Origin of the sequence: Paraperibacillus marinus (genome assembly GCF_046237605.1) — a bacterium.
Classification (GTDB): domain Bacteria; phylum Bacillota; class Bacilli; order Bacillales; family DSM-1321; genus Paraperibacillus; species Paraperibacillus marinus.
On sequence record NZ_CP143542.1, the window covers coordinates 4,160,787 to 4,185,567 of the forward strand.

Genomic DNA, 24,781 nt, shown 5'->3' on the forward strand with positions numbered 1-24,781 from the left:
TTTGTTATAGTAAATGAAAGGAAATCACATTCTACCGCAGCCTGTTTAAATTTCTTTGAGCTGAAGTTTTAGCAGCATTACTTAGGACAATTTGCACGGAATGCAAGAGAAGAGATGGTTAACATTTCCCAAGGTAAACGGGACGAGGAGGAAGTATATGAAGAACAAGATGATGAAAGGGATACTGTCTTTTATCCTGATTTTATTGGTGTTCGCCCCTGTCAATATGGCAGAAGCCGCTGTTAAAACTGGTGTAGTCGATGTATCAAGCGGAACATTGAATGTTAGAAGCGGTCCTGGGTTGAATTACAAAAAGATTGGATCTCTAAAGAACACGGCCAAGGTGACGGTCTATTCCATTAAAAGCGGCTGGGCCCAAATTCTTTACGCTAAGAAAAAAGGATATGTTTCTGATGACTATTTAAGATTCTACAGCACCATGTCACCCGCTGCTGCAAAAGCCATTTCTGACAAAGCATATAAGGCACAGCTAATTAGTAAGAGCAAAAGTTACACCAAAAAGCAAATTTATGCCATTCTATCCCCCCAGTTTACCCAGTCCTTTATAGACAAATATTTTAAACAGCAGTTTAGAGCTGCGGGCAAGGATAGTAAAGGAAACCCACTGTATCATATCCTCGAAACCGATACTTGGGGACTGTCGCTGTACCCACTGGATTGGCAGGCGAAATATCAGCCAAAGAAGCCGACCGTTACTCACTTTGTGAAAAACGGAAAGTCTTATTTATATATCTCACAATACCGCATCAGTGAAATGGAACGAAATCACACCACCACTACGTGTTTTGTCAAAGAAGGAAGCAAATGGCTGGTGTTCGATCATCGTGTTAAATATGATAAAAAATAATGCCTCTATTCTAAGAGGCTATTGCTTTAATAGTTCTAGGAAATTACATTCGTAAATGGGTTGAATGGAGCGGAAGGTGCAAGACTCCTTAATCCAGCTTCAAGCTGAGACCCCGAAGGCGAAGACGGGAGGCTCAGCGCCTGCAGCGGAGATTAACCTTTTTATTCTACAGACATAAGATTTACGAAACATACAAAATGATAAGCAATCCGAGAAGGCGATTGAGCAATCGCCTTCTTTTTTACTGTTTTGGCACTAAAAATTTCTTAAAATAAATCAGCCGTCTTTCTATATTTTTGTAAAGTTCCCCCCTACTCCTCTCATAAGATAAACAGATGAAAAGCTCAGGGGGGAAGTCTTTGTTAAAGAAACTAGTCATTTTATCTTTTTTCTTGCTCGTTAGCGTTCTCGGATTCGGCGGAATCAGCAGTTATGCTGCTGACAGCAGGCTCATTGTGATTAATAAGGCGAATAATCAGCTTGCATTCTATAAAAACGGGACCCTGTCAAAGGTGTTCAAAGTGGCGACAGGCAGGAAGCCGTCCTACACACCTGAGGGGAAGTTTAAAGTGGTGAATAAGATCGTCAACCGGCCTTATTATACGGGGCATATACCAGGGGGCGACCCGAGGAATCCGCTCGGGAACCGGTGGCTGGGGCTGAATGCCAGGCAGACCTGGGGAACCACTTATGCGATTCATGGCAATAATAACCCGGCATCCATCGGCACGTATGCAAGCGGCGGATGCATCAGGATGTATGACAGTGAAGTTGAATGGCTGTTTACCCAAATCTCGGTCAACACCCCGGTGATCATCACTACGGCTGCAAAGTCCTTCACCAGCATTGCAGCCTCCTATGGATTCAAGGTGAAGGGCGGAGACGCAGCGCCGGCTCCCCAGCCTGCAAAGGTCCTGAAGAAAGGAAGCCGCGGTGCGGAAGTGATGGCTCTGCAGAAAAAATTGACATCCCTCGGCTACAGCACCAAAGGAATCGATGGGATCTTTGGTTCGAATACAGAAAAAGCAGTGAAGGCTTTTCAAAAGAAAAAAGGCCTTAAAGCGGATGGCATTGTGGGGAGTGCCACCAAAAAGGCACTTGGCCTCTAATTCTTCACACGGATGAGGGCCGGCTGTACTTCTGACAGCCGGCCCTTCCCCTGTTATAATGAAAACGTGAGTTAACTCCCAGCACCTGCAGGAAAAGAAACTGGACAAGAGCAGGAACAAACACAGGTAAGGCGGTGGAGCGGAGGGAGGCACAGCAGGTATGCCGGAAAGATAAATGATGTTCACACTCTCTATTTACAGCCTCTTGCTACGCCCCTTTCCCACAAAGCCCCTTAGAGGTGCTATCATGCTGAAATGAAAAGAGGAATACAGTGAAGAACGCATTCAGAATCATCATCAGCCTTCTGCCCTTTCTGTATATGGGCCTGATTTGGTTTCTATCTAGCAATCCGGATGATTTGGTGGTGGAGTTAAAATCCTCCAAGATCGATTCCATTATGAAAGAATCTTTGCATCTCATAGAGTTCGCCATACTCTATCTATTATTTGCGGCCGCTTTAAAGGTAAACGGCCGGCTCACTCCGGCCTTGAATATGATAGCCGCCATAGCGGCCGGCTTTTACGGGGTGCTGGATGAATATCATCAGTCCTTCATCCCGTCACGCAGCTCCTCGCTGATCGACGTCATCAAAGACATCACCGGCGTCCTTATTGCCTGGTGGCTGGTCAAACGGGGGGGCCGGCCCCATTTCCCGTTTATTTCCCGGCGGTGATTTTGGTAAGGTATGGGGCAGCTTCGGTGATTTTGGCACCCTGGTAGTAGTGCTTGACGATGTCGGTGTATTTTTTTCCGGCCTCGGCCATTCCATTCGCCCCGTACTGGCTCATGCCCACTCCATGGCCGAAGCCTTTGGTGTAGATAACAATTCCATTTCCTTTTCTGATCCAGGAGAAATCGGTGGATTTAAGGCCGAGCTTTTCCCGGATCTGCTTTCCGGTAAGTTCTTTCCCGCCAATTTCCACCTTTGCCACCCGCTTTCCTTCCGTCTTGGCCGTTATCGTGCCCACCACCGCCTTATCCGGAAGCTGCACGCCCAGCTTGTTCTGAAAATCTTTAGTGGAGATGGTCTTCTGGCTGTAGAATTTTGGTGATTCTTTGTCCCATGGACTTTCTACACTCTTCAGGTAAGGAATTTTATTGGGCCAGTAGTCCTCGGAGTTCTCCGTATATCCATTGCTTGTTGAAAAGAAGGTCGCTTCAATCGGATTCGAATTATAAGTAAGAATCTGTCCGCTCGTCTCTTCAACCGCCGTTTTTATCTTTTTGATTTTCCAGCTGTAATCGGAGCCCCAGAGCGCTTTCAGCTCTTTGTCATTCTTATAGACCTGGTGGGATTCCGTATCTGTCACATTGGCTCCCTTAGGGGCATTTTTAGTATTATTCGTCATCAGCTGCTTGACGATATAGGTCCTGGCAGTCAGTGCCTGGGCTTTCAGGGCCTCCGGCTCGAATTTGGCCGGCATCTCGGCCGCGACCACTCCCCTGACATAATCCTCAAGCGGCACATCCTCAATCAGCTGTGCCGCATCTCTGTACACAGCCACATCCAGGACCGGCCCTTTGTTCTTGTTCATTTGGCTCACCTTCTTTTTATCCTGCAGTTTCTCTGCCAATTTCCCGCTCGCGGGTTCATCTGAAAAAGGAAGCACGAGGATGGCGGGGATCATGAGTGTAACGATTGCTGATATGATTAGAAAAATGACCATAGGTTTGACTGCTTTCAAAAATGGCGCCCCCTATACATGTATGTGGCAGCAATTACATGCCGCTTACTAATATGTATGGCTTCACGCTAGCAAATATGCGTGCGATGCATCCGAAAATGGTAGATTAAAAAAGCTGGATCCAGGTATGGATCCAGCTCTATTTTTATAAACTAGCTTTTCTAAACTTATGCATTTTCTGCTTTCACAGATTCTGCTTCCACTGCTGTTTCATCCTTCACACGCTCGATATCTGCCCCAAGAGCAGCAAGCTTGCCATGGAAATTCACATAGCCGCGATCGAGATGCTTAAGCTCGGTTACACGGGTAACACCCTCTGCAACAAGTCCTGTCAGGATTAGGGATGCAGCTGCACGAAGATCGGTAGCCATTACTTCCGCACCTTGAAGATCAGATGGTCCATTAGTGATTACAGAGCGGCCTTCAATCTTGATATCCGCATTCATGCGGCGGAATTCTTCCACATGCATGAACCTGTTTTCAAATACAGTTTCTGTGATCATGCCGGTACCCGTTGAACGGAGCAGAAGCGCCATCATCTGGGACTGCATGTCTGTAGGGAATCCTGGATGCGGCATCGTCTTGATGTCTACCGCTTTTAATTGCTCCGGACCAATAACGCGCAGGCCATCTTCTTCTTCCTGGATGGTTATACCCATTTCTTCCATTTTGGCAATCAGGGAAGATAGATGCTCAGGCACCGCACCTTTTACCAGTACATTTCCACCTGTAATAGCTGCTGCGGCCATGAATGTACCTGCTTCGATACGGTCAGGTATGATCGAGTGCTCTGTTCCGTACAGCTTTTCCACACCTTCAATCTTGATCGTGGCTGTACCCGCACCTTTCACCTTGCCGCCCATCTTGTTGATGAAGTTAGCCAGGTCTACAATTTCAGGCTCTTTTGCTGCATTTTCAAGGATGGTTGTACCTTCAGCCAAAGCTGCTGCCATCATGATATTTTCTGTTGCGCCGACACTTGGGAAGTCAAGGTAAACCTTTGCTCCCTTAAGTCTGCCGTCCACTTCAGCCTCGATAAATCCGTTTCCTACCTTAACTTTGGCTCCCATAGCCTCGAAGCCTTTTAAGTGCTGGTCGATCGGACGTGAACCGATTGCACAGCCGCCAGGAAGCGCTACCCGCGCTCTTCCGTTCCTGGCAAGAAGGGATCCCATTACGAGTACGGATGCCCTCATCTTGCGCACATATTCAAATGGTGCTTCTTCCAATAACTCCCTTGATGCATCAACTGTCACTGTATTATCATCGAACGCTACATCGGCGTTCAATTTTCTTAATACTTCATTGATCGTGTATACATCGGACAGAGTCGGTACATCTTTTAAGGTACTTTGCCCATCACTTGCTAATAATGTTGCAGCGATTACAGGTAGAACGGAGTTTTTCGCTCCCTCAACTTTAACGGTTCCGCTCAGCCTTTTTCCGCCGCGGACGATGATTTTTTCCAAAAGTATTCCCCTCCGCGTCCAATTTCTCTATATTAATATTCAGTAGTGATTATGGGTGTTCCAACTACAAAGGCAGTCTTACCGCCCATTCCCACCGTTCGCATGGCAAGCTGCAGATTCATTTTTTCTTCAGTCAGATAACTCTCAAACATGGTCGAGTGCGCTGAGATAGATACGAAGCTGTCTTCCTTGGTGCTCTCTATTTCAGTCGCATGAAAAGCCTTCACCATCTCATTAACATAAAATGATAAAACCTTCACCATCTTATCACTTACTTCCCCCTGAATACAAGTGAAAATTGATGGTTTTCCTCGAAAAATGTCATCCAGCTTTTCATAAAAATTCCCCTTAAGGAAAGGGGCAGTTTCCTGTGACCACTCATTTCCCCTTATATCATACAGCATATACGCAGTGGAACCGGGTTTTGTGAGGGTCATCACGATTTTAATTGTTTCCTTCGTCCCGTTTTGTGCGTTTTTCCTGGTGCCCCAGGCTGACAAAGAGCTGTCGTTTTTTGTCTCCTGCCAGTGGAAATCAGGAGAAAGGTCTTTTAATTCTCTTACTCTTTTGCCAAATAGAGCTCTTGTATTTATCTCATGGTCTATCTCTCTCGCGAATACAGACCAATCCTTAATCTGCACGTTCTTCTGGGCTTGCAGGATCTCCATCATTTTAACGATATCTGCATCGCTTTTTGCTTTAGTCGTACTATTCCCAATGTGAAGTAAGATAAAACCAGCCAGCATGGCATATATGAATATATGAATATATTTTTTTGTCATGGCATAATCCCTCCCGAATAGTAACAGTGTTACCGGACGGAGAGCGGATCATACCGGGCGTTTATCGCCATTTTATGACACTGCCCTGCCAGATGTGATTCTGTGACCTGCTTCACAATAACCTCGAAAAAAACTACTCAATAATGGAGGGAAGCTGATTCGACCAGAATAGGTAGTTCAGCAGGAAGTCTGCTGCTGCCGATCCGATGGCAATGGTCAGGAGAATGTAGAGCACACGTGCCTGCAGCACCCTGCCAGCCCTCAGCATCTTTTCAAAATTCAGCGCCTGAAGCGCCCACCATACAACCGCAAAGCAAAACAAGTGAATCGTAATGCCAAGCAGTGCCTGCTGTCCACTTGAAAACATCTTGTCAGGTCTCCTTTAAAATAGACTCCATTTGTTCATCATATCACAGCTTGCGCTCTATCGCTTTATGAGAATCAGACTATTTTTTAAGATTTTTAGATCAGCTCCATTTGAAAAGCCAGTTTCAGGAAAAGGAAGGTTGATTTCCGCTGCAGGTGCGCGCTTTCCGCGGGGCGGGCGGTGAGCCTCCTGATCTTTCACCTCTCCTTTATTTACCATGTAATCATAAAAAAATCTCATAAAAAACTGTAATCCAGCCACAACAAAAGGGCCGAACCGTCCCGGCGGCTCAGCCCTTTACGTAAATACTCCCAAAGACCTGTTCATTTCAGAAAATCATCAAAGCTTCCAAACGGGCCATGAAGCAGATCCAGCGCGAGGTTAGGCAGGATTCCAAGAAGGATGGTGACTGCTGCTGCCACTGCAGCCACTACGCCAAGTGCCGGTGCCGTCTTGATTTTTCCCGGTGCCGGTGCCGGGCGGAAGAACATTTGGACCATGAGGCCAAAATAGTATACATAGGAAATGATGGTGCCGCCAATCATGATGGAGGCCAGCACATAATGGCCCGGTTCGGTCATCAGGGCGTTCATGAAGATGGTCAGCTTGCCGATAAAGCCTGCGGTGCCTGGTATGCCCGCAAGCGACAGGATCAGAACAGAGAGGCCTCCGGCAAGGAGAGGGGACCTTCGGCAAAGCCCTGCAAAATGCGAGATATCGCATGAATCCTCCCCGTCTGCCACCGCCTGGATGACCGCAAAGGCTCCGAGATTCATAAACAGATAGGCTGCCAGATAAAACCAGACGGCATCAAAGGTAAAATAGCCAAGTGCTGAAAAACCCGCAAGCAGATACCCGGCATGGGCGATACTTGAATAAGCGAACATCCTTTTTACGTTCCGCTGACGAAGAGCGGTGAGATTGCCGGCGATGATCGTTATGCCTGCGAGGCAGGCAATGTAGATGCTGTTTTGTTCCAAAAAGGAAACCGTGCTCCTCGCATTCCCTGGTGTAGTCAGGTACAGAGTCAGCATGATCCGAAGCAGGATGGCAAATCCCGCTGTTTTTGACACGACGCCGAGGAATGCAGCAGCTGGTGTCGGTGAGCCGTGATACACATCAGGTGCCCACATATGAAAGGGGGCAGCCGCAATCTTGAACGAAAGGCCTGCAAGCACCAGGAAGAAGGCAAGGCCGTACAGATACATAAACCCGCCGCTTCCCATTTGATCAGTCATGATGCCTGCCATCGCCTTCAGGTTCGTTGTGCCCGACAGGCCATATAAGTAGCTCATCCCAAACAGCGTAACCGCGGTCGATATGCCGCCGGTGATCAGATATTTGAGCGCCGCTTCTCCTGATGCCTCTGTCTTTCTCATGCCGGCAAGGATATAGGAGGAAAGGGACAGCAGTTCAAGGCCGGTGAACAGAGTGATGAGGTCTCCGCTTGATGTCATGATCATCGCGCCGAGAAGGCCGGTCAGGAATAGATAGTAAAACTCTCCCCTGTACTCTTTAAATTCCCCTTTAGGCTGATAGCTGCGGGCCATGACTAAAACAAAGCCCGCCCCTGTCAGCAGCAGGAGCTTAAATGCCTTCGCAAATGAATCAAGGCGGAAAGAATCCTGGAGGATGGAGCCTGTTTTGACATCCACAAGCCCTGCCAGTGAAATAATGGCGATGACCACCCCGGCAAGCCCCACCCAGGCAAGATGCCTCCTGTCGGCTCTTTTAGGGAGGAAAAGATCCAGGAGTGACAGCAGGACGGATGTCCCGAGGATGATGAATTCCGGTGCCATCAATCCCCATTTATACGAAAGCAATGTCTCCAGATTCATCCCCTGCCACCTCCAAGTCCTGCCATGATGAAATCGACCGTATCTTTGAGCGGTGAACCCAGGACTGCAGGATACACCCCAATCAGGATGACTGCTGCGGTCAGGACCAGTGCAGGCACCCATTCAAGCTCGCTTATGTCAGCAACCGCTCCCTTCCTGACGGCGACACCTTTTTTCCCAAAATTTATGCCCATGACCGCCCTGAGCAGATAAACAGCGGTCAGGATGATCCCAAGCGCACCGATGGCGGCAAGCAGCGGATCTCTTTTAAAAAGTCCGAGGAAGGCAAGGAACTCGCTCACAAAGCCCGACATGCCCGGAAGGCCGAGTGAGGCCAGCGCTCCCGCCAGGAGAAACCCTGCAGTAACCGGCATGGCCTGTGACAAACCGCCGAGTGTGATGAGGGATGTAGTCTGCAGGCGCTCATACATGACACTTACCAGGAAGAACAGAAGAGCAGCGATCAAACCGTGGGATATGACCTGGAAGGCTGCTCCCTGCAGGCCGGATTCGTTCAGGGCACCAAGCCCGATCAGCACGATTCCCATATGCGATATGGAAGAATAAGCGAGCACCAGCTTGAATTCCCTCTGAATCATGGCAAGGAATGCCCCGTACAGGAGGTTGATCACCCCAAGGACCGAGATGATGACCGCCAGCTCCTTGAATTGCTGCGGGAAGATCCCCATGCCAAAGCGGATCAAGCCAAAGGCGCCAATTTTCAGGAGGATGCCGGCATGGAGCATGACGATCGCCGGAGGTGCCTGTACATGGACCCTCAGCATCCAGGTATGGAGCGGGAATATCGGCAGTTTCACCCCAAAGGCGACGAGAAGGGCAGCCAGCAGGCCGTATTTCATTCCTTCCGTGATCGGAGAAACCAGCTCTGCTCCATCGGTATTCATCAAATACCTCAGCCCATCAATATTAGAGGTCCCAGTACGGGCAAACAGCACAATAATCGCGATCAGCAGGACGGCCGAGCCGAGGCCATTATAGATCAGAAAGCTGTATGCCGCTTTCTCTTTTTCAGCATAGCCCCACTTCCCGATCAGGAAGAAAGCGGGGATGAGGGTGATTTCGAAAAAGATAAAGAATAATATCAGATTCTGGGCCATGAAAACTCCCAGCATGCCGGCCTCAAGCACAAGGAACAGCAGGAAGTAGCCCTTCCACTCTTTTTTTATATGAAGGGAAGCAATGGCCGCAAGCGTCGAGAGCAGGGCGGTCAGAAGCACCATAAGAAGCGAGAAGCCATCAAGTGCGAGCTCATAGTCCACAGCAAACAGTCCCGATTGGGCAGCCCCTGCATTCCCAAGCTGGATCCAGGAAGTTTTTACAGAAAAAAGATCCAGCCTTCCGCCCCCGAGAAAATGGCCGTACAGATAAAAGGACAACAGCAGCGGCAGAAGCGTTCCAAAAATTCCTGCGGCCTTCAATGCCGCTTCCTTCTCTCGCGGTATGAAAATGAGAGCTATCATGCCGAGCAGCGGGGAAAAGATGACAATTGATAAAAAGCTGTCCAGCATCATTTAAAGACCCCCTCTGCCATCGCATATATCAAAAGCAATATGGCAGCTAAAAGAAATGCTGTTGTCCCATACCACTGCACCTGTCCATTTTGAAGGCGCGATCCCAGCTTCCCGAGCTTCCCGGCTGCCTGAGCTGTCCCATTTACCAGGCCCTCTACGATATAACGGTCAATATAGCTTGCGAACATGCTGATGATGCCCGCCGGCCTGATGATCGCTGCCTCATAGATTTCATCCATATAGTACTTGTTCCACAGGATTGTATAGACTGCATTCCCTTCCCCGCCAAGCCAGGTACGGGACAAGGAACGCCTGCAGTATATAAGATAGGCGAGTGCAATCCCGGCAATGGATGCTGCAGAGGCAGCCAGCATGATCCAGAGCGGTCCTGCGTGGCGGCTGTGTTCAAGGAACTCATTCCCCTTTGTCAGCCAGTCCCCGAGAAATGTGCCGAACCAGGGAGTGTTGACATATCCGCTCCCGATGGCGAGCACACCAAGGACGAGCATCGGAACCGTCATGGATACCGGGGACTCATGGACTTCCCCCTGACTCTTAGGCTTGCCCGTGAAAACCAGGAAGAAGAGCCGGAACATGTAAAACGCAGTCAGAAAGGCCGTGATCAGCGCAAGTCCGAAGAGCACATAATTTCCGTTGCTCCAGGCGGAAACGAGGATTTCATCCTTGGAGAAAAAGCCCGAGAGCAAAGGGACGCCCGAAATGGCCATCGCCCCAATCAAAAACAGCGGACCTGTCAGATGGAGCTTCTTCCACAAACCACCCATTTCTTCAATATTCTGCGTGTGCACCGCATGGATGACGCTTCCTGCCGCGAGGAAGAGCAGCGCCTTGAAGAAGGCATGTGTCATGAGGTGGAAGACTCCAGCCACATAGCCGGCTGTACCAAGGGCCAGCATCATATACCCAAGCTGGCTTACTGTTGAATAGGCCAGCACCCTTTTGATATCCGTCTGGACGAGGCCGATGGTCGCAGCGAAGATGGCGGTAAACGCACCAGTAGCCGCCACTGTAAGCATGGCTGTTTCGCTTGCGGAAAAAAGCGGGAACAGCGCTGCCACTAAATAGACTCCGGCAGCCACCATGGTTGCTGCATGAATAAGGGCAGAAACCGGTGTGGGACCTTCCATCGCATCCGGCAGCCAGGAATGAAGCGGAAATTGCCCTGATTTTCCCATAGCGCCGATGAAGATCAGGATGGCCGTCAAGGTGATCATGCCGGGTGAAAGGTCGCCAGAACCCACCGCCGCGAAAATATCGGAGAATTCAAAGCTCCCAGTTTCCCAGAATAGCAGAATCATCCCGATGAACAGGCCCACATCCCCGATCCTCGTCATGATGAATGCCTTTTTAGCTGCCTGCTTTGCTTCTTCCTTATAAAAGTAAAAGCCGATCAAAAGGAAAGATCCCGCACCCACAAGCTCCCAGAATATATAGAGCTGCAGCAGGTTGGGCGAAAGGACGAGGCCAAGCATCGCAAATGTGAAAAAGCCGAGGTATGCGTAAAAAACGGAAAACCGCCCTTCCCCCTCCATATAGCCCTTGGAATATGTATGTACCAGAAAACTGACCAGCGAAACGATGACAAGCATCAAAGCATTCAGCTGGTTGACCTCGATTCCCGCCGTGATTGTCGTATTCCCAAAGCTCAGCCAGCCGGCTTCTGCTTTATACACAGACGAGTCAAAAAGATCCCAGAGCACCAACAGGGAAAACAATAAAGAAAACAGCGTAAATGCCATCCCAATGTAAGCACTCGCTTCCTTCAGCCTCCGCCCGAGCAGCAGGAGCAAAAGAAACGACAGGAGCGGGAACAGAGGTATAATCCAAGCATTCTCTATCACGGCCAAATCCCCTTTTCATTTCCGAAGGCCTAAAAATCCTTCTTGATGAATCTTCATCTATCTATCCGGCTCAGCCCTTCAGCTGATCCATTTCATCCACATTCACCGTTTTCCGGCGATTGTAAAGCATCATCAAAATGGCAAGTCCCACTGCCGCTTCCGCAGCTGCCACCGAGATCGTGAACAGCGTAAAGATCTGCCCTGACAGCGATGGGGTGAAGCCGAGTTTTGAGAAGGCAACCAGGTTGATATTGACCGCATTCAGCATCAATTCGATCGATATGAGGACAATGACCGCATTCCTCTTCGTCAAGGCGCCGTATAAGCCAATGCAAAACAAAATCAGCGCAAGCACCAGATATCCAGACAGCGGTATACTTGTCATGAATCCCCCTCCTGTTCATCCCTATCCTTTTTGGCAAGCACAATAGCCCCGATCAGGGCAGCGAGCAGTAAAACCGATGTGATTTCAAACGGTATCACATGCTTTGAAAACAATTCGATTCCGATCTGCCTTGTGTTGTCCTCATGAAGCTTCGATTCCTGGACAGGGATATCCAGGTTGTAGATCCCCATATACATGGCCAGTCCGAACCCCACCACCGCTGCCAGGATCAGCCCTTTTTTCAATAATCCGGACTTCCTTGCGCCGCTGTCGTCATGGCGTGTCAGCATGATGCCGAACAGCATGATGATCGTGATGGCACCTGAGTAAATAAGGATTTGGACGGCCGCCGCAAATTCAGCCGACAGCAGGACGAACAATCCGGCTATGCTGACAAAGGTCAGGACGAGCGCGATCACCATATGGACGACCTTTGTAAGATTGATCAGCAGCAGTCCGCCGGCTAAGGCTGCACCTGAAAGCAGGAAGAAGGCAACCCATTCTCCGGAGAAACTCATGGCTTATTCACCGCCCTGATGTTCTCATCATTTTCATCCAGCCATTCCAGGTTCTTGAACAGCTGATCCCGGCTGTACACGGCCAGCTCAAAGTTATTGGTCATGATGATAGCCTCGGTCGGGCACACCTCTGTGCAAAGATCACATAAAATGCAGATTTCAAAATTGATATCATACGTATCTATGATTTTTCCTTTTTTCGCCGGATCCGGATGTTTCTTGCCTGTGAGCTGGATGCAGTCCGTCGGGCAGATATTGGAGCATTGATTGCAGACGATGCATTTCTCCGGGTAAAACTTCTGGATGCCGCGAAAACGGTCAGGCAGGGGCAGCGGCTCATTCGGGTAGTCATAGGTCATCTTTTTCCGGGTCAGGTTCTTCAGTGTATACTTGAAGCCTTTGGCCAATCCAAGCATGATGTTCATTCCCCCTTCAAACGGCAGGCGTACCGGCCAAATTTTTGTTCTGTTACAAGGCTTTAATCAGTTCCTTCACAACGGCTGTCAGGAAAATATTGAAGAGAGCCGCTGGAAGCAGAACCTTCCACCCAAACTCCATCAATTGATCAGCACGCAGACGCGGCAGGGTCACCCTGATCCAGATCAGTACAAACACCACCACGCTGAACTTCAGGCTGAACCACACGGCCGCAGGGATGATGTCGAGGAATGGGAGCGGACCCCAGCCTCCCAGGAAAAGAACAGTGGTCAGGGACGCCATCGCAAAAAGGTATACATATTCACTAAGCATGAAAAACGCCCAGCGGAAACCCGAATATTCGACATGGAAGCCTGCCACAAGCTCAGATTCCGCTTCCGGCAGGTCAAAGGGAGTCCGGTTGAGCTCGGCTATCGAAGCAATGATGAATATGATGAAGCCAAGCGGCTGCTTTAAGATAAACCAGCCATTACTCTGGGCTGCCACGATCTCATTCAGGTTCAGGCTGCCAGCAAGCAGAATCACGCCAAGCACGGACATCACCAGCGGGATTTCATAGGAAATCATCTGGGCGGCTGCCCGCATCCCTCCAAGGAGGGCGTATTTATTATTGGAAGCCCATCCGCCTGCCACTATGCCGACCGTGGATAGTCCGGAAATGGCGATATAATAGAGCAGCCCGATTCCGATATCGGCAAATTGAAGCTGATCTGTAAAAGGAATGACGGCCACAACCATAAAGGCCGGAGCAAAGGCGATGACCGGCGCCAGGATGAACAGCGTCCTGTCGGCAAGCTTTGGGATCGTATCTTCCTTGATTAATAGCTTCAGGACATCGGCCACGGTCTGCAAAAGCCCGAAACGGCCGCCTACCTGATTCGGCCCCTGCCTGAGCTGCATGAAGCCCATCACCTTCCGTTCGGCAAGAATGGCATATGTCACAAATCCCAGAATCACCAGGAGGAAGACTGTCGCCAGCAGAAAAAAGATGCCAAAGTTTAAAAATCCGGGACTCGATTGCAGCAATTCCTGCACCATCAGCCGTCCACCTCCCCGAGTACAATATCGATGGCACCAAGGATGGTGATCAGATTAGCCATGTTCTCCCCCTTTAAAAGCTTAGGCAGGATCTGCAGATTGTAAAAGGACGGCCGCCTGAACTTCAGACGATACGGCTCCTTCTTTCCTTCGCTTGCGATAAAACATCCAATTTCACCCCTCGGCGACTCAATGCGGACATAGGCCTCGCCCTTGGGAGCCTTGATGATCTTCGGCACCTTCGCCATGATTTCCCCTTCAGCCGGGAATTGTCCGGCCGCCTGTTCAATGATCTTCAGGCTCTCCACAATCTCCTCCATCCGGCATTCATAGCGGGCCCAGGCATCTCCACCGGTCCTGACCGGCACATCAAAATCAAAACGGTCATAAATGGAATAAGGTTCGTCTTTCCTCAAGTCCCATTTCTCCCCCGTACAGCGGAGGTTCGCTCCGCTCAGGGAATAGGCCACCGCTTCTTCCCGGCTGTATCTGCCGACACCTTTTACCCGCTTCATGAAAATCTCGTTCCCCGTGACGAGCTGGTGATAGCCCTTCAGCTGCTCCCTCATATAAGGAACAAACTCTTTTACCTTATCAATCCAGCCATCTGGCGCATCCCATTTCACACCGCCGACACGCATATAATTAAAAGTCAGCCTGGCACCCGATAACTCCGTGAGCAGGTTGATGATCATCTCCCTTTCCCTGAATGCATAGAGAAAAGGGCTCACTGCGCCAATATCCAGGAGATACGTCCCCCACCAGACCAGATGGCTCGCGATTCTCCCAAGTTCCATGGAGAGCACCCGCAGATACTCGGCCCTGTCCGGGACCTTGATGTCCATCATCGTTTCGACCGCATGGCAGAGCACATAGTTATTGGTCATCGCTGAAAGATAATCCATGCGGTCCGTATAAGGGATAATCTGCGTATACTGCAGATCCTCCGCAAGCTTCTCTGTTCCGCGATGCAGATAGCCGATGACCGGTTCAGCTTCTTTAATGATTTCTCCGTCAATTTTTATAACCAGCCGGAACACCCCATGTGTACTCGGATGCTGGGGTCCGACATTCAACAGCATCTCTTCAGTGCGGATCATGGCTATACCTCCACATCATACGGTTCATAATCCTTCCGGAGCGGAAAACCGACCCAGTCCTCACCGAGCAGAATCCGCTTCAGGTCCGGATGGCCCTTGAAGAAAATGCCCAGCAGATCATAGGCTTCACTCTCCGGCCATGCGGCCCCGTGCCAGAGGGGAGCAAGCGATTCAATGGAAGGAGCCCCCCTGTTAAGCTTCACCTTCAAGGCAGCTGAATGGCGGTGCCTGTATGAAAACAGATGAACATACACTTCCATATGCGTTTCATAATCCGTTCCATGAAGCTCTGACAAATAATCAAATGCCAGCCCCTCATGCTCCTTCAGACACTGCGCTACCCTGAAATAAGTGCCCGGCTTGGCAACAAGAGTCGGAATTTCCTTGGAAAGGCTGTTAATATACGAATCTTCCAGTACATCATTTCCGAGACTTTCCTGCAGTATGGTTATGTACCGATCCAGTACAGGCTGATTGACAGACAGCCCCTTTCCGGCGGCTTCGCCATCTTCTGTCCTGCCCGCTTTCGCCCTGGCAGCGGCGGCGGCCTTTGCTTTAGCAGCAGACGCTGCCTTTGCTTTTTCATCTCCTGAGACACCTGAAGATTCCCGGCCGCTCTTTGCGAGTGCAGCCGCTTTTGCTTTGGCAGCCGCCGCCGCTTTTCTTTTAGCTGCATCAAGGTCACTCTCGGGAGACGCTGAATCATTATCCAGCCGTTTCTTTTTTGCAAGTGCTGCAGCCTTAGCCTTCGCAGCAGCTGCCGCTTTTTTCTTCGCTAAATCTTCGGCGGGTTCTGATTCTGTTCCTGAAGCAGGTTCTGGGGTAGAGGTGCCTTCTGCGGTTTCCATACGTTTCTTCTTCGCAAGCGCAGCGGCTTTTGCCTTCGCGGCGGCTGCGGCTTTTTTCTTCGCTAAATCTTCGGCGGGTTCTGATTCTGTTTGTGATGCAGCTTCTGGGGTAGAGGTGCCTTCTGCGGTTTCCATCCGTTTCTTCTTCGCAAGCGCAGCCTCCTTTGCCTTTGCGGCGGCTGCGGCTTTTTTCTTTGCAAGGTCCAGATCTTCGGCGGGTTCTGATTCCGTTTCAGAAGCAGGTTCTGGGGTGAGGGTATCTTCTGCGGTTTCCATACGTTTCTTCTTCGCAAGTGCGGCTGCTTTTGCTTTTGCGGCGGCTGCGGCTTTTTTCTTGGTTAATTCAAGTTCCGAGAGAGCTGCCGTAAGCTCCGGTCCGGCGGCATGATCAGTTTCCTCAGCCTGATGGCTGCTATCTGCCGCTTCCTTCGCTTTCTTCTTGGCAAGCGCGGCTGCCTTTGCCTTTGCAGCGGCTGCTGCCTTTTTCTTGGCGAGCTCCAGGTCTTTCTCATCAGCCACGATCAGATCACCTTCTTCCCGGTTTTAGCCTCGTAGCGTATCTTCTCTTTCAACTTATTAATCCCGTATATCAGTGCTGCCGGATTCGGAGGGCAGCCGGGTATGTATACATCAACAGGAACGATCTGATCGACACCTTTAACGACCGCGTAGGATTTTACATAAGGCCCGCCTGCGGTTGCACAGGAACCCATGGCAATGACCCATTTAGGCTCCGGCATCTGGTCATACAGCCTCCGGAGGACCGGTGCCATTTTTTTCGTCACGGTGCCGGATACGATCATGACATCCGACTGGCGGGGCGAAGTCCTAAAGAAGGATCCAAACCGGTCCAGGTCGTAATGGGATGAACCGACGCCCATCATCTCAATGGCACAGCAGGCAAGGCCAAAGGTCATCGGCCATAATGAATTGCTCCTGGCCCATGCCTTGATCTGCTCAAGCGTTGCCATAAACACATTTCTTCTCAGCTCTTCCATTTCTGCGGGGGTCAGCCCCTCCAGGGTTACATCCATTTCAACACCTTCTTCTTCCAGGCATAAATCAAACCGATAGCAAGCATGACCATGAAAATCAGCATTTCAATCAGGGCAAAAACACCTAATTGATCATAGGCCACGGCCCATGGATACAGAAACACGGTCTCTACATCAAAAATGACAAACATCAGGGCAAAAATATAGTACCTGACATTAAATTGAATCCTGGAATCATGAAAAGGCTCAATCCCGCTTTCATAGGTTGTATATTTAGCATCATCCGGTTTATGCGGCCTGAGCATCTTACCCAAAAACAGCGCCACGACAGGAAGCAAAATGCCGAGACACAGGAACACAAATACAATCAAATAACTATTTTGATAGCTATTCAACGCGGGTGCTAACCTCCATTGTTTAATAATTTTGAACTATCAAACTATTTGTAAACGTCTTCATTATATCATTCTTATATAATAGTGTCGATAAGGCGAAGATCCAATCTTTGGAAGAAGAAGCACTGGATTGTCCTCTCTTTTAGTGTATTGATTTTGTTTGGAAAGTAGCACTGTTTTGTGGAACCTGATCACAGGTGGAACCGTTCTTGCCCGATCTTGAAACTTCGTTAAAAAAACACCCCTCCAGATGTGGAGGGGTGCTGGGATTAGCCTTTACGTTCAGCTAAGGTTATGCGGTTGATGGCACGTCTCAGGGAAAGATCAGCACGTTTTGCATCGATGCTGTCGTTCTTGTCCTGGAGACGTTTTTCGGCGCGGGCTGCTGAAGCTTTCGCACGGGCAAGGTCAATATTATCAGCTCTTTCGGCAGATTGAGCGAGAATGGTGACTTTGTCTGGACGCACTTCAAGCAGTCCGCCGCTGACAGCGATAAATTCTGTGCTGCCGCCAGTCTTAAGGCGGACAGAACCGATTTGCAGCGGTGCAACCATAGGAATATGGCCGGGAAGGACACCCAGGTCCCCGCTTTGGGCTTTGGTGCTTACCATTTCAGCTTCTGCGTCATACACTGGGCCATCGGGAGTAACAACACTGACTTGTAACGTCTTCATTTCATACCCTCCTAGGTCCCTAACTTACGCCATTTGTTTTGCTTTTTCGATAACTTCTTCAATTCTTCCCACTAGGCGGAAAGCATCTTCCGGAAGGTCATCATATTTTCCTGCAAGAATGTCTTTGAAGCCTTTGACCGTTTCTTTAACAGGAACGTAAGAACCTTTTTGCCCCGTGAACTGTTCAGCCACGTGGAAGTTCTGAGATAAGAAGAATTGAATACGGCGTGCGCGGTGTACAATCAATTTATCCTCATCTGAAAGCTCGTCCATACCAAGGATCGCGATGATATCCTGAAGCTCTTTGTAACGCTGCAGGGTCTGCTGTACCTGGCGGGCAATGCCGTAATGCTCTTCACCGACAACTTCAGGTGTAAGGGCACGGGAAGTTGAAGCAAGCGGATCCACCGCAGGGTAGATACCCATTTCTGTCAGTTTACGCTCAAGGTTGGTTGTTGCATCAAGGTGAGCGAATGTTGTGGCTGGAGCCGGATCTGTATAGTCATCCGCAGGAACGTAGATCGCCTGAATGGATGTTACGGAACCAACGTTTGTTGATGTGATACGTTCCTGAAGCTGACCCATCTCTGTTGCCAGTGTCGGCTGGTAACCAACCGCAGACGGCATACGTCCGAGAAGGGCAGATACTTCAGAGCCCGCTTGTGTGAAACGGAAGATATTATCGATGAAGAAAAGAACATCCTGTCCTTGCTCATCACGGAAATATTCAGCCATTGTAAGACCTGTCAGGGCAACACGCATACGCGCGCCCGGCGGCTCATTCATCTGTCCGAATACCATTGCTGTTTTCTTGATAACGCCGGAATCGCTCATTTCGTGGAATAAGTCGTTTCCTTCACGTGTACGCTCACCAACACCAGCGAATACGGAGATACCGCCGTGCTCTTGAGCGATGTTATTGATAAGTTCCTGGATCAGTACAGTTTTACCTACACCTGCACCGCCGAACAAACCGATTTTTCCACCTTTGATATAAGGGGCAAGAAGGTCTACTACCTTAATTCCCGTTTCTAGGATTTCTACAGTTGTAGAAAGCTGTTCAAAGGCAGGAGCCTGTCTGTGGATCGGATCTCTGCGTGCTTCAGCACCGATTGGTGCATCAAGGTCGATATTTTCTCCCAATACGTTGAAAACACGGCCAAGAGTTACATCGCCTACCGGTACGGAAATCGGAGATCCTGTATCTGTTACTGCCACTCCGCGGGTCAAGCCGTCTGTTGAGGCCATCGCTACGGTACGTACACTGTCATCACCTAAATGAAGGGCAACTTCGAGAGTTAGTTCGATTGCCACACCACTTTCAGTAGCAGCTTGGGAGATTGTTAGTGCGTTATAGAGTTGAGGAAGCTGGCCGCTTTCGAACTTAACGTCAACAACCGGACCCATAACCTGGGTAACGCGTCCTATATTCATCGTTTTCCCTCCTATACATTACTAAGACGAACTATATATATGGGGAAGGAGCATCAGCCCCTTCTCCCTGTTGATTATTCGAGTGCAGCTGCACCGCCGACGATCTCGGTGATTTCCTGCGTGATTGCTGCCTGGCGGGCGCGGTTGAACTGCAATGAAAGAGAGTTGATAAGGTCTTTTGCGTTATCAGTCGCACTCTTCATTGCACTCATGCGGGCGGCATGCTCACTTGCTTTCCCGTCGAGGACAGCACCAAAAATTAAGCTTTCTGCATATTGTGGCAGCAATACTTCCAAAATGTCTTCAGCAGACGGCTCAAATTCATATGAGACCATTTTGCCGGCCGGAGCTATTTCCGTAAGCGGAAGCAGCTTCCGTTCGGTGACATCCTGCTGGATGGCACTGACATAGTGGTTGTAGTACATGTACAATTCATCAAATGTCCCATCAGAGAACATTCCGACTGTAGGACCGGTAATCTCGGTGATGTCAGCAAAAGACGGCTGGTCCGGAAGACCGATGATCTCAAGCTCCACTTTCATACCGCGCTTCACGAAGAAGTCGCGTCCTACACGTCCGATGGCAATGATGGCGTACTCGTCCTGAGACTTATGGCGCTGTTTGATGGTTTGGAAGACATGGCGCAGCACGCTGCTGTTATATGCCCCGGCCAATCCACGGTCAGAAGTGATTACGAGGTAACCCGTCTTTTTGACAGGGCGGGATACCAGCATGGAATGGTTGACTCCCTGGCTTCCGGCTGCAACGCTCGCTGCCACTTCCTGGATTTTATCCATGTAGGGCTCAAACGATTTTGCATTCTGGACAGCCCGGTTCCACTTTGCAGCGGATACCATTTCCATCGCCTTCGTAATCTGGCTCGTCTTTTTGGTTGAGGTAATACGGTTTTTTATATCGCGTAAAGATGCCATTAGTTCTCACCACCTATATCAAAGAGTTTGTTAAGATCCATTACTCAGAAACAACGAAAGTCTTCTTGAAGTCAGAAACGGCAGAAACCATTTCTTCGTCCTTAGGCAGGTTCCCTGTTGTACGGATATGGTCTAACAAGCCCTGGCGGTTTTGATCTAACCAGCTGTGGAATTCGCCTTCAAAACGGCGGATATCGCTTACTGGAATGTCATCAAGATGGCCGCGTGTCAATGCATAAAGAATGGCTACCTGCTTCTCTACCTTAAGCGGTTTGTTCAGATCCTGCTTCAGGACTTCAACTGTACGGGCTCCGCGGTTAAGCTTTGCCTGTGTCGCTTTATCAAGGTCAGAACCGAACTGTGCGAATGCTTCAAGCTCACGGAATGAAGCAAGGTCAAGACGGAGTGTACCGGCAACAGCCTTCATCGCTTTAATCTGCGCGGAACCACCGACACGGGATACAGAAAGACCGGCGTTGATCGCTGGACGTACGCCAGAGAAGAACAGGTCAGACTGAAGGAAGATCTGTCCGTCCGTGATGGAGATAACGTTGGTCGGAATATAAGCCGAGATGTCGCCAGCCTGCGTTTCAACGAATGGAAGCGCAGTGATGGAACCGGCACCAAGTGTATCGTTAAGCTTTGCAGCACGCTCAAGAAGGCGTGAATGCAGATAGAATACGTCACCAGGGAATGCTTCACGGCCTGGAGGACGGCGGAGAAGAAGGGAAAGTTCACGGTAGGCAGACGCCTGTTTTGACAGGTCATCGTACACGACTAGGACATGTCTTCCGTTGAACATGAATTCTTCACCCATAGTAACACCGGCATAAGGAGCCAGGAACAATAGAGGTGCCGGCTGTGATGCAGATGCCGTCACTACGATTGTGTAGTCCAAAGCGCCGTTTTTACGGAGTGTTTCAACAGCATTACGGACCGTTGATTCCTTCTGTCCGATTGCCACATAGATACAGATCATGTTTTGGTCAGCCTGGTTCAGGATTGTATCGATTGCAACAGATGTTTTACCTGTCTGGCGGTCACCGATGATAAGCTCACGCTGTCCGCGGCCGATAGGAACAAGTGCATCGATCGCTTTGATCCCTGTCTGAAGCGGTTCATGAACGGATTTACGGTCCATAACTCCAGTTGCCGGGCTTTCGATCGGACGGCTCTTCAATGCGTTGATCGGCCCCAGGCCGTCAACTGGCTGTCCAAGAGGGTTTACTACACGGCCGATCAGTTCGTCGCCTACTGGGACTTCCATGATTCTGCCGGTACGGCGCACATCGCTGCCTTCCTTGATGTCAGAGAATGGCCCAAGGATAACGATACCTACGTTGTTCTGCTCAAGGTTCTGTGCAAGGCCCAATACACCTGTCGAGAACTCAACAAGCTCCCCTGCCATTACATTATCAAGACCATGAACACGAGCAATACCATCACCAACCTGGATTACTGTACCCACGTCGTTTACTTCTATTTCAGACTGATAGTTTTCAATTTGCTTTTTTATCAGCGCACTGATTTCTTCAGCTTTAATGCTCATGAATTTCACCCCTAACTGTGAATGTTAAACTAGTAATTGCTTTTCAAGGCGGTTAAGCTTGCCGCTTACACTGCCGTCAAAGATGCGGTTTCCGATGCGGATCTTGACTCCGCCGAGCAAACTGCGGTCTATAATATTTTCAATGATAAGTGATCGTTTGCCGACCTTGGCGGCAAAGGATGCACCGATCGCCCCGCGCTCTTCATCCGTAAGCGGGCGGACTGAATAGACTTTCGCTTCCGCTTCGCCGCGCTCTTCGTATGCCAGATTGATAAAGTCATCGGCAACCTCTGAGATGATGTCCTGGCGGTGGCGGTCCATAAGGAGCATAAGTGTGTTCAGCACACTTTGGGAAAGGCCGCCAAACGCAGTCTGGATGAGCTGTCCCTTCTGCTCCGAAGTGATTTTAGGATGGCTAAGAAAGCTTTGGAGTCCGCTGTTCTGTGAAAACACTGTCCTCACCGTGCGCAGCTCCTCTTCCACCTGGCTCAGTTGATTCTGTTCTTTTGCAACCTGGAAAAGAGCTGCCGCATAGCGCTGTGCTACGGCTGTATTACTCATAGCTGATCTCCTGCCCCGCTGATATACTCATTGATAAGCTTCTGCTGATCTGCTTCAGACAATTCCCTTTCAATGACCTTGGAAGCGATCATGACAGACAGTGATGCAACCTGCTCGCGGAGTGCGGCGATTGCCTGCTGCTTTTCATGCTCGATTTCGACCTTAGCAGATTCTTTGATACGCTCGGATTCAGCACGCGCTGCAGCAATGATTTCTTCACGCTGTGCATCGCCCTGCTTCCTTGCATTCTCGATAAGCTGTGTCGCTTCTGTACGGGATTGTTTAATCAGTTCGCGCTGTTCTTCAAGAGCCCTCTGCGCATCCGCGCGGCTTCTTTCAGCAGCTTCGATTTCGCTGGCAATATGGGACTCACGTTCCTTCATAATCCCCATCAGAGGTCCGAAGGCAAATTTCTTAATCAATGCCAGCAGGATGATGAATATGACTAATTGAAAAAGAATATCTCCGCCATTAAAGTGCAAGCCTGCACCAAGTACTAAACTTTCTGTTAACACTCTGGGTTCACTCCCTTCAAGAGTCGTTCTTCTATGTTTTAACGCCTGTCATTTCGTTCTTTTGCACTGCTTAACCAAAATCAGGGCATAAAGGAATGGCGAAGGTTCTCATGGAATGATCTTCGCCATTTGCCCAACGTCTTAAAGTTTAATTATTGTCCAATTACCATGAACGCGATAACTACCGCGATGATTGGAAGGGCCTCAACTAGTGCGATACCGATGAACATTGTTGTTTGCAGCATACCGCGTGCTTCCGGCTGGCGTGCGATTCCTTCTACTGTACGTCCTACGATAAGACCGTTACCGATACCAGCACCAACTGCTGCAAGACCAACTGCGATTGCAGCTGCAATAAGACCTAATGAACCTGTCATGATAAAATTTCCTCCTTGAAAGTAAAAGATATTTGTATTTTTTCTAGCATTTGTCCATTATTGAACAGTTTTATAATTAATGGTCATCCGCTACTTTGTGAGCAAGATAAACCATTGTTAACATGGTGAAAATGAAAGCTTGTATTGCACCTACGAAAATACTGAACCCCTGCCATGCAAGCATTGGGACGGCTGCGCCGATGGCACCTCCAACTCCGCTTGTTGCGAGTCCCGCAAGCAGACCTAAAAGGATTTCACCTGCATAAATGTTACCGTAAAGCCGCAGACCCATTGTAAGGGTGTTTGCAAACTCTTCGATGATTTTGATCGGGAAGAACAATTTGAAAGGCTCGAAATAGCTTTTCATATAATTCTTGGCGCCTCTCATCTTGATTCCGTAATAATGGGATAGTCCTACTACCATTGTGGCAAGTGCCATTGTTACTGCAGGATCCGCGGTTGGGGATTTCCACCATAGGGTGTGGTCCACTACGATTGAGAATGGAAGGCCCAGCATATTTGAGACAAATATGTACATGAGCAAAGTCATTCCCAGCAGCAAAAAGCGTCCGCCTGTCTGCCAATCCATAGTGCTATTGATAAGTCCCTTTACAAAGTCCATAACCCATTCCATAAAGTTCTGGGCGCCGGTCGGCTTCATGGCAAGTTTGCGAGTAGAAACCAGTGCGATAATGAAGACTATGAGACTTGCAATTGTGATCATCAGCATATTTGCAAGATTAAAATTTAGTCCCATAAATTCCCATATAGGAGCTTCATGATTCAACTGTATTCACCTCTCTTCTCTACTTTTGACGTAAGTGTTGGATAAAAAAATCTATAATAATGACAAAATAGATCGTCATTAATCCTATGATCACACTGCCGAGGTGAAGGCTGTCCGGAAATTCCAGCGCAACGGTCACAGCGAGCGCTGCTGTTGCCATCCTGGAGAGCGTACCGACTGATTTCGCCTTTTTTCCTTCTGCAGCTGCCTTTGTCAGCTTCCTGTTCTTGTCCACCATGGTCCATAGCAGGAACAGGCTGAGCAGGGTGCCGAATATCAAACCAAGGAAAACCGTTTTAAATGGGGTGAAGCCAAAGCCTAAAACATACAGGACGACAAGGCCGATTATATACTTAAGCTCTCTGTAAAACATTTTGTCGAGATCGAACATATGGTTTATTTAATCTCCCGAGAAATAGTGCCGGACTGTGCGCAGCATGGAATATGTTCCAGCAGCAAGTCCTAAAAGAAGGCCAATGATTAGAAAAAGCGGTTCGGTATTCACCGTGCGGTCAAGCCATCTTCCTCCGAAGACCCCAGCCACCACGGAACCTACTAATTGAGAAAGGATGGCAGACATTAGTGCCATCGCATGTAATGGGTGGCGTTTTTTCTGGCTCATCTATGGTTCCTCGCGGTTAATTTTGGGCAGAATCTATGTACTTTCGTACCGGTTCTATCATTAAATAAAACAGGGAAAATTTCCATGAAAACCCTATCAT

General features: G+C 49.2%; 28 protein-coding genes. 3 read left to right on the plus strand and 25 right to left on the minus strand.

The annotated features are described in order from the left end of the window. Nucleotides 1-157 precede the first annotated feature (157 nt). The 3 genes from V1498_RS20945 to V1498_RS20955 all read left to right on the plus strand — a co-directional run bounded on the left by V1498_RS20945 (nucleotide 158) and on the right by V1498_RS20955 (nucleotide 2,651). Nucleotides 158-868: an SH3 domain-containing protein gene (locus V1498_RS20945; RefSeq protein WP_409296044.1), complete on the plus strand. Its 711-nt coding sequence runs from the start codon at nucleotides 158-160 to the stop codon at nucleotides 866-868. A 359-nt stretch (nucleotides 869-1,227) separates the two neighbouring features. After that, a complete protein-coding gene (locus tag V1498_RS20950; RefSeq protein WP_409296046.1) occupies nucleotides 1,228-1,977 on the plus strand; it encodes a L,D-transpeptidase family protein in 750 nt (249 codons plus the stop codon). Between the two features lie 272 nt (nucleotides 1,978-2,249). After that, on the plus strand, nucleotides 2,250-2,651 hold the full coding sequence (locus V1498_RS20955) for a VanZ family protein (protein WP_409296048.1): 402 nt from the start codon (nucleotides 2,250-2,252) through the stop codon (nucleotides 2,649-2,651). Here the strand turns inward: V1498_RS20955 and spoIID are convergent. From spoIID to V1498_RS21080, 25 genes are all read right to left on the minus strand, one after another. Continuing rightward, the gene (gene spoIID / locus V1498_RS20960; protein WP_409296050.1) at nucleotides 2,635-3,663 is read right to left on the minus strand and encodes a stage II sporulation protein D; all 1,029 of its coding nucleotides are present in this window, start codon (nucleotides 3,661-3,663) and stop codon (nucleotides 2,635-2,637) included. The two genes, V1498_RS20955 and spoIID, sit on opposite strands and share 17 nt — an antisense overlap. Nucleotides 3,664-3,830: 167 nt before the next feature. Then, nucleotides 3,831-5,132, minus strand: a complete 1,302-nt coding sequence (gene murA / locus V1498_RS20965) for a UDP-N-acetylglucosamine 1-carboxyvinyltransferase (RefSeq protein ID WP_409296051.1) — start codon at nucleotides 5,130-5,132, stop codon at nucleotides 3,831-3,833. 32 nt (nucleotides 5,133-5,164) lie between these two features. Next, entirely contained in the window at nucleotides 5,165-5,914 is a 750-nt protein-coding gene (locus V1498_RS20970; RefSeq protein ID WP_409296052.1) for a YwmB family TATA-box binding protein, read from the minus strand. A 133-nt stretch (nucleotides 5,915-6,047) separates the two neighbouring features. After that, complete coding sequence (locus V1498_RS20975) at nucleotides 6,048-6,281, minus strand: DUF1146 family protein (protein ID WP_409296054.1); 234 nt, start codon at nucleotides 6,279-6,281, stop codon at nucleotides 6,048-6,050. Between the two features lie 323 nt (nucleotides 6,282-6,604). Next, a complete protein-coding gene (gene nuoN, locus V1498_RS20980) occupies nucleotides 6,605-8,119 on the minus strand; it encodes an NADH-quinone oxidoreductase subunit NuoN (RefSeq protein ID WP_409296056.1) in 1,515 nt (504 codons plus the stop codon). Beyond that, nucleotides 8,116-9,648: a NuoM family protein gene (locus V1498_RS20985; protein ID WP_409299403.1), complete on the minus strand. Its 1,533-nt coding sequence runs from the start codon at nucleotides 9,646-9,648 to the stop codon at nucleotides 8,116-8,118. Before V1498_RS20985 ends, nuoN begins: the two co-directional genes overlap by 4 nt. Then, a complete protein-coding gene (gene nuoL / locus V1498_RS20990; RefSeq protein WP_409296058.1) occupies nucleotides 9,648-11,513 on the minus strand; it encodes an NADH-quinone oxidoreductase subunit L in 1,866 nt (621 codons plus the stop codon). Before nuoL ends, V1498_RS20985 begins: the two co-directional genes overlap by 1 nt. Nucleotides 11,514-11,583: 70 nt before the next feature. Beyond that, nucleotides 11,584-11,898, minus strand: a complete 315-nt coding sequence (nuoK, locus tag V1498_RS20995) for an NADH-quinone oxidoreductase subunit NuoK (RefSeq protein WP_409296059.1) — start codon at nucleotides 11,896-11,898, stop codon at nucleotides 11,584-11,586. After that, nucleotides 11,895-12,416 (minus strand): NADH-quinone oxidoreductase subunit J, encoded by a 522-nt coding sequence (locus tag V1498_RS21000; protein ID WP_409296061.1) that lies wholly within the window; start codon nucleotides 12,414-12,416, stop codon nucleotides 11,895-11,897. The genes nuoK and V1498_RS21000 overlap by 4 nt, the downstream gene beginning before the upstream one ends. Next, nucleotides 12,413-12,832: an NADH-quinone oxidoreductase subunit NuoI gene (gene nuoI / locus V1498_RS21005; RefSeq protein WP_409299405.1), complete on the minus strand. Its 420-nt coding sequence runs from the start codon at nucleotides 12,830-12,832 to the stop codon at nucleotides 12,413-12,415. The genes V1498_RS21000 and nuoI overlap by 4 nt, the downstream gene beginning before the upstream one ends. 52 nt (nucleotides 12,833-12,884) lie before the next feature. Continuing rightward, nucleotides 12,885-13,892, minus strand: coding sequence for an NADH-quinone oxidoreductase subunit NuoH (gene nuoH / locus V1498_RS21010; RefSeq protein WP_409296062.1), 1,008 nt, complete (start codon nucleotides 13,890-13,892; stop codon nucleotides 12,885-12,887). After that, nucleotides 13,892-14,992: an NADH-quinone oxidoreductase subunit D gene (locus tag V1498_RS21015; RefSeq protein WP_409296064.1), complete on the minus strand. Its 1,101-nt coding sequence runs from the start codon at nucleotides 14,990-14,992 to the stop codon at nucleotides 13,892-13,894. Before V1498_RS21015 ends, nuoH begins: the two co-directional genes overlap by 1 nt. A 2-nt stretch (nucleotides 14,993-14,994) precedes the next feature. Continuing rightward, nucleotides 14,995-16,359: an NADH-quinone oxidoreductase subunit C gene (locus V1498_RS21020; protein ID WP_409296066.1), complete on the minus strand. Its 1,365-nt coding sequence runs from the start codon at nucleotides 16,357-16,359 to the stop codon at nucleotides 14,995-14,997. A gap of 2 nt (nucleotides 16,360-16,361) precedes the next feature. After that, on the minus strand, nucleotides 16,362-16,874 hold the full coding sequence (locus tag V1498_RS21025) for a NuoB/complex I 20 kDa subunit family protein (RefSeq protein ID WP_409290682.1): 513 nt from the start codon (nucleotides 16,872-16,874) through the stop codon (nucleotides 16,362-16,364). Next, entirely contained in the window at nucleotides 16,865-17,230 is a 366-nt protein-coding gene (locus tag V1498_RS21030; protein WP_409296068.1) for an NADH-quinone oxidoreductase subunit A, read from the minus strand. The genes V1498_RS21025 and V1498_RS21030 overlap by 10 nt, the downstream gene beginning before the upstream one ends. A 269-nt stretch (nucleotides 17,231-17,499) precedes the next feature. Then, nucleotides 17,500-17,904: a F0F1 ATP synthase subunit epsilon gene (locus V1498_RS21035; protein ID WP_409296070.1), complete on the minus strand. Its 405-nt coding sequence runs from the start codon at nucleotides 17,902-17,904 to the stop codon at nucleotides 17,500-17,502. Nucleotides 17,905-17,928: 24 nt separating this feature from the next. Further along, nucleotides 17,929-19,338 carry a F0F1 ATP synthase subunit beta gene (gene atpD, locus V1498_RS21040; RefSeq protein WP_409290685.1) on the minus strand — a complete coding sequence of 470 codons (1,410 nt, stop codon included), beginning with the start codon at nucleotides 19,336-19,338 and terminating at the stop codon, nucleotides 17,929-17,931. 74 nt (nucleotides 19,339-19,412) lie between these two features. Then, a complete protein-coding gene (atpG, locus tag V1498_RS21045; protein WP_409296071.1) occupies nucleotides 19,413-20,270 on the minus strand; it encodes an ATP synthase F1 subunit gamma in 858 nt (285 codons plus the stop codon). Nucleotides 20,271-20,310: 40 nt separating this feature from the next. Then, nucleotides 20,311-21,819: a F0F1 ATP synthase subunit alpha gene (gene atpA, locus V1498_RS21050; protein WP_409296073.1), complete on the minus strand. Its 1,509-nt coding sequence runs from the start codon at nucleotides 21,817-21,819 to the stop codon at nucleotides 20,311-20,313. A 24-nt stretch (nucleotides 21,820-21,843) separates the two neighbouring features. After that, nucleotides 21,844-22,380 carry a F0F1 ATP synthase subunit delta gene (locus V1498_RS21055; RefSeq protein ID WP_409296075.1) on the minus strand — a complete coding sequence of 179 codons (537 nt, stop codon included), beginning with the start codon at nucleotides 22,378-22,380 and terminating at the stop codon, nucleotides 21,844-21,846. Further along, nucleotides 22,377-22,895, minus strand: coding sequence for a F0F1 ATP synthase subunit B (gene atpF, locus V1498_RS21060; RefSeq protein WP_409296077.1), 519 nt, complete (start codon nucleotides 22,893-22,895; stop codon nucleotides 22,377-22,379). Before atpF ends, V1498_RS21055 begins: the two co-directional genes overlap by 4 nt. Nucleotides 22,896-23,047: 152 nt before the next feature. Continuing rightward, nucleotides 23,048-23,272 carry a F0F1 ATP synthase subunit C gene (gene atpE / locus V1498_RS21065; protein ID WP_101639747.1) on the minus strand — a complete coding sequence of 75 codons (225 nt, stop codon included), beginning with the start codon at nucleotides 23,270-23,272 and terminating at the stop codon, nucleotides 23,048-23,050. A gap of 76 nt (nucleotides 23,273-23,348) precedes the next feature. Continuing rightward, complete coding sequence (gene atpB, locus V1498_RS21070; protein WP_409296079.1) at nucleotides 23,349-24,059, minus strand: F0F1 ATP synthase subunit A; 711 nt, start codon at nucleotides 24,057-24,059, stop codon at nucleotides 23,349-23,351. A gap of 19 nt (nucleotides 24,060-24,078) precedes the next feature. Continuing rightward, nucleotides 24,079-24,450, minus strand: a complete 372-nt coding sequence (locus V1498_RS21075) for an ATP synthase subunit I (RefSeq protein ID WP_409296081.1) — start codon at nucleotides 24,448-24,450, stop codon at nucleotides 24,079-24,081. A 9-nt stretch (nucleotides 24,451-24,459) separates the two neighbouring features. Then, nucleotides 24,460-24,681: an AtpZ/AtpI family protein gene (locus V1498_RS21080; protein ID WP_409290692.1), complete on the minus strand. Its 222-nt coding sequence runs from the start codon at nucleotides 24,679-24,681 to the stop codon at nucleotides 24,460-24,462. Nucleotides 24,682-24,781: the final 100 nt, after the last annotated feature.

Coding starts and splice junctions, on each gene's coding strand:
- V1498_RS20945 (WP_409296044.1), top strand. CDS start 158: ATGAAGAACAAGATGATGAAAGGGATACTGTCTTTTATCCTGATTTTA.
- V1498_RS20970 (WP_409296052.1), bottom strand. CDS start 5,914: ATGACAAAAAAATATATTCATATATTCATATATGCCATGCTGGCTGGT.
- V1498_RS20975 (WP_409296054.1), bottom strand. CDS start 6,281: ATGTTTTCAAGTGGACAGCAGGCACTGCTTGGCATTACGATTCACTTG.
- nuoN (WP_409296056.1), bottom strand. CDS start 8,119: ATGAATCTGGAGACATTGCTTTCGTATAAATGGGGATTGATGGCACCG.
- V1498_RS20985 (WP_409299403.1), bottom strand. CDS start 9,648: ATGCTGGACAGCTTTTTATCAATTGTCATCTTTTCCCCGCTGCTCGGC.
- nuoK (WP_409296059.1), bottom strand. CDS start 11,898: ATGACAAGTATACCGCTGTCTGGATATCTGGTGCTTGCGCTGATTTTG.
- V1498_RS21000 (WP_409296061.1), bottom strand. CDS start 12,416: ATGAGTTTCTCCGGAGAATGGGTTGCCTTCTTCCTGCTTTCAGGTGCA.
- nuoI (WP_409299405.1), bottom strand. CDS start 12,832: ATGCTTGGATTGGCCAAAGGCTTCAAGTATACACTGAAGAACCTGACC.
- nuoH (WP_409296062.1), bottom strand. CDS start 13,892: ATGGTGCAGGAATTGCTGCAATCGAGTCCCGGATTTTTAAACTTTGGC.
- V1498_RS21015 (WP_409296064.1), bottom strand. CDS start 14,992: ATGATCCGCACTGAAGAGATGCTGTTGAATGTCGGACCCCAGCATCCG.
- V1498_RS21025 (WP_409290682.1), bottom strand. CDS start 16,874: ATGGATGTAACCCTGGAGGGGCTGACCCCCGCAGAAATGGAAGAGCTG.
- V1498_RS21035 (WP_409296070.1), bottom strand. CDS start 17,904: ATGAAGACGTTACAAGTCAGTGTTGTTACTCCCGATGGCCCAGTGTAT.
- atpD (WP_409290685.1), bottom strand. CDS start 19,338: ATGAATATAGGACGCGTTACCCAGGTTATGGGTCCGGTTGTTGACGTT.
- atpG (WP_409296071.1), bottom strand. CDS start 20,270: ATGGCATCTTTACGCGATATAAAAAACCGTATTACCTCAACCAAAAAG.
- atpA (WP_409296073.1), bottom strand. CDS start 21,819: ATGAGCATTAAAGCTGAAGAAATCAGTGCGCTGATAAAAAAGCAAATT.
- V1498_RS21055 (WP_409296075.1), bottom strand. CDS start 22,380: ATGAGTAATACAGCCGTAGCACAGCGCTATGCGGCAGCTCTTTTCCAG.
- atpE (WP_101639747.1), bottom strand. CDS start 23,272: ATGACAGGTTCATTAGGTCTTATTGCAGCTGCAATCGCAGTTGGTCTT.
- V1498_RS21075 (WP_409296081.1), bottom strand. CDS start 24,450: ATGTTCGATCTCGACAAAATGTTTTACAGAGAGCTTAAGTATATAATC.
- V1498_RS21080 (WP_409290692.1), bottom strand. CDS start 24,681: ATGAGCCAGAAAAAACGCCACCCATTACATGCGATGGCACTAATGTCT.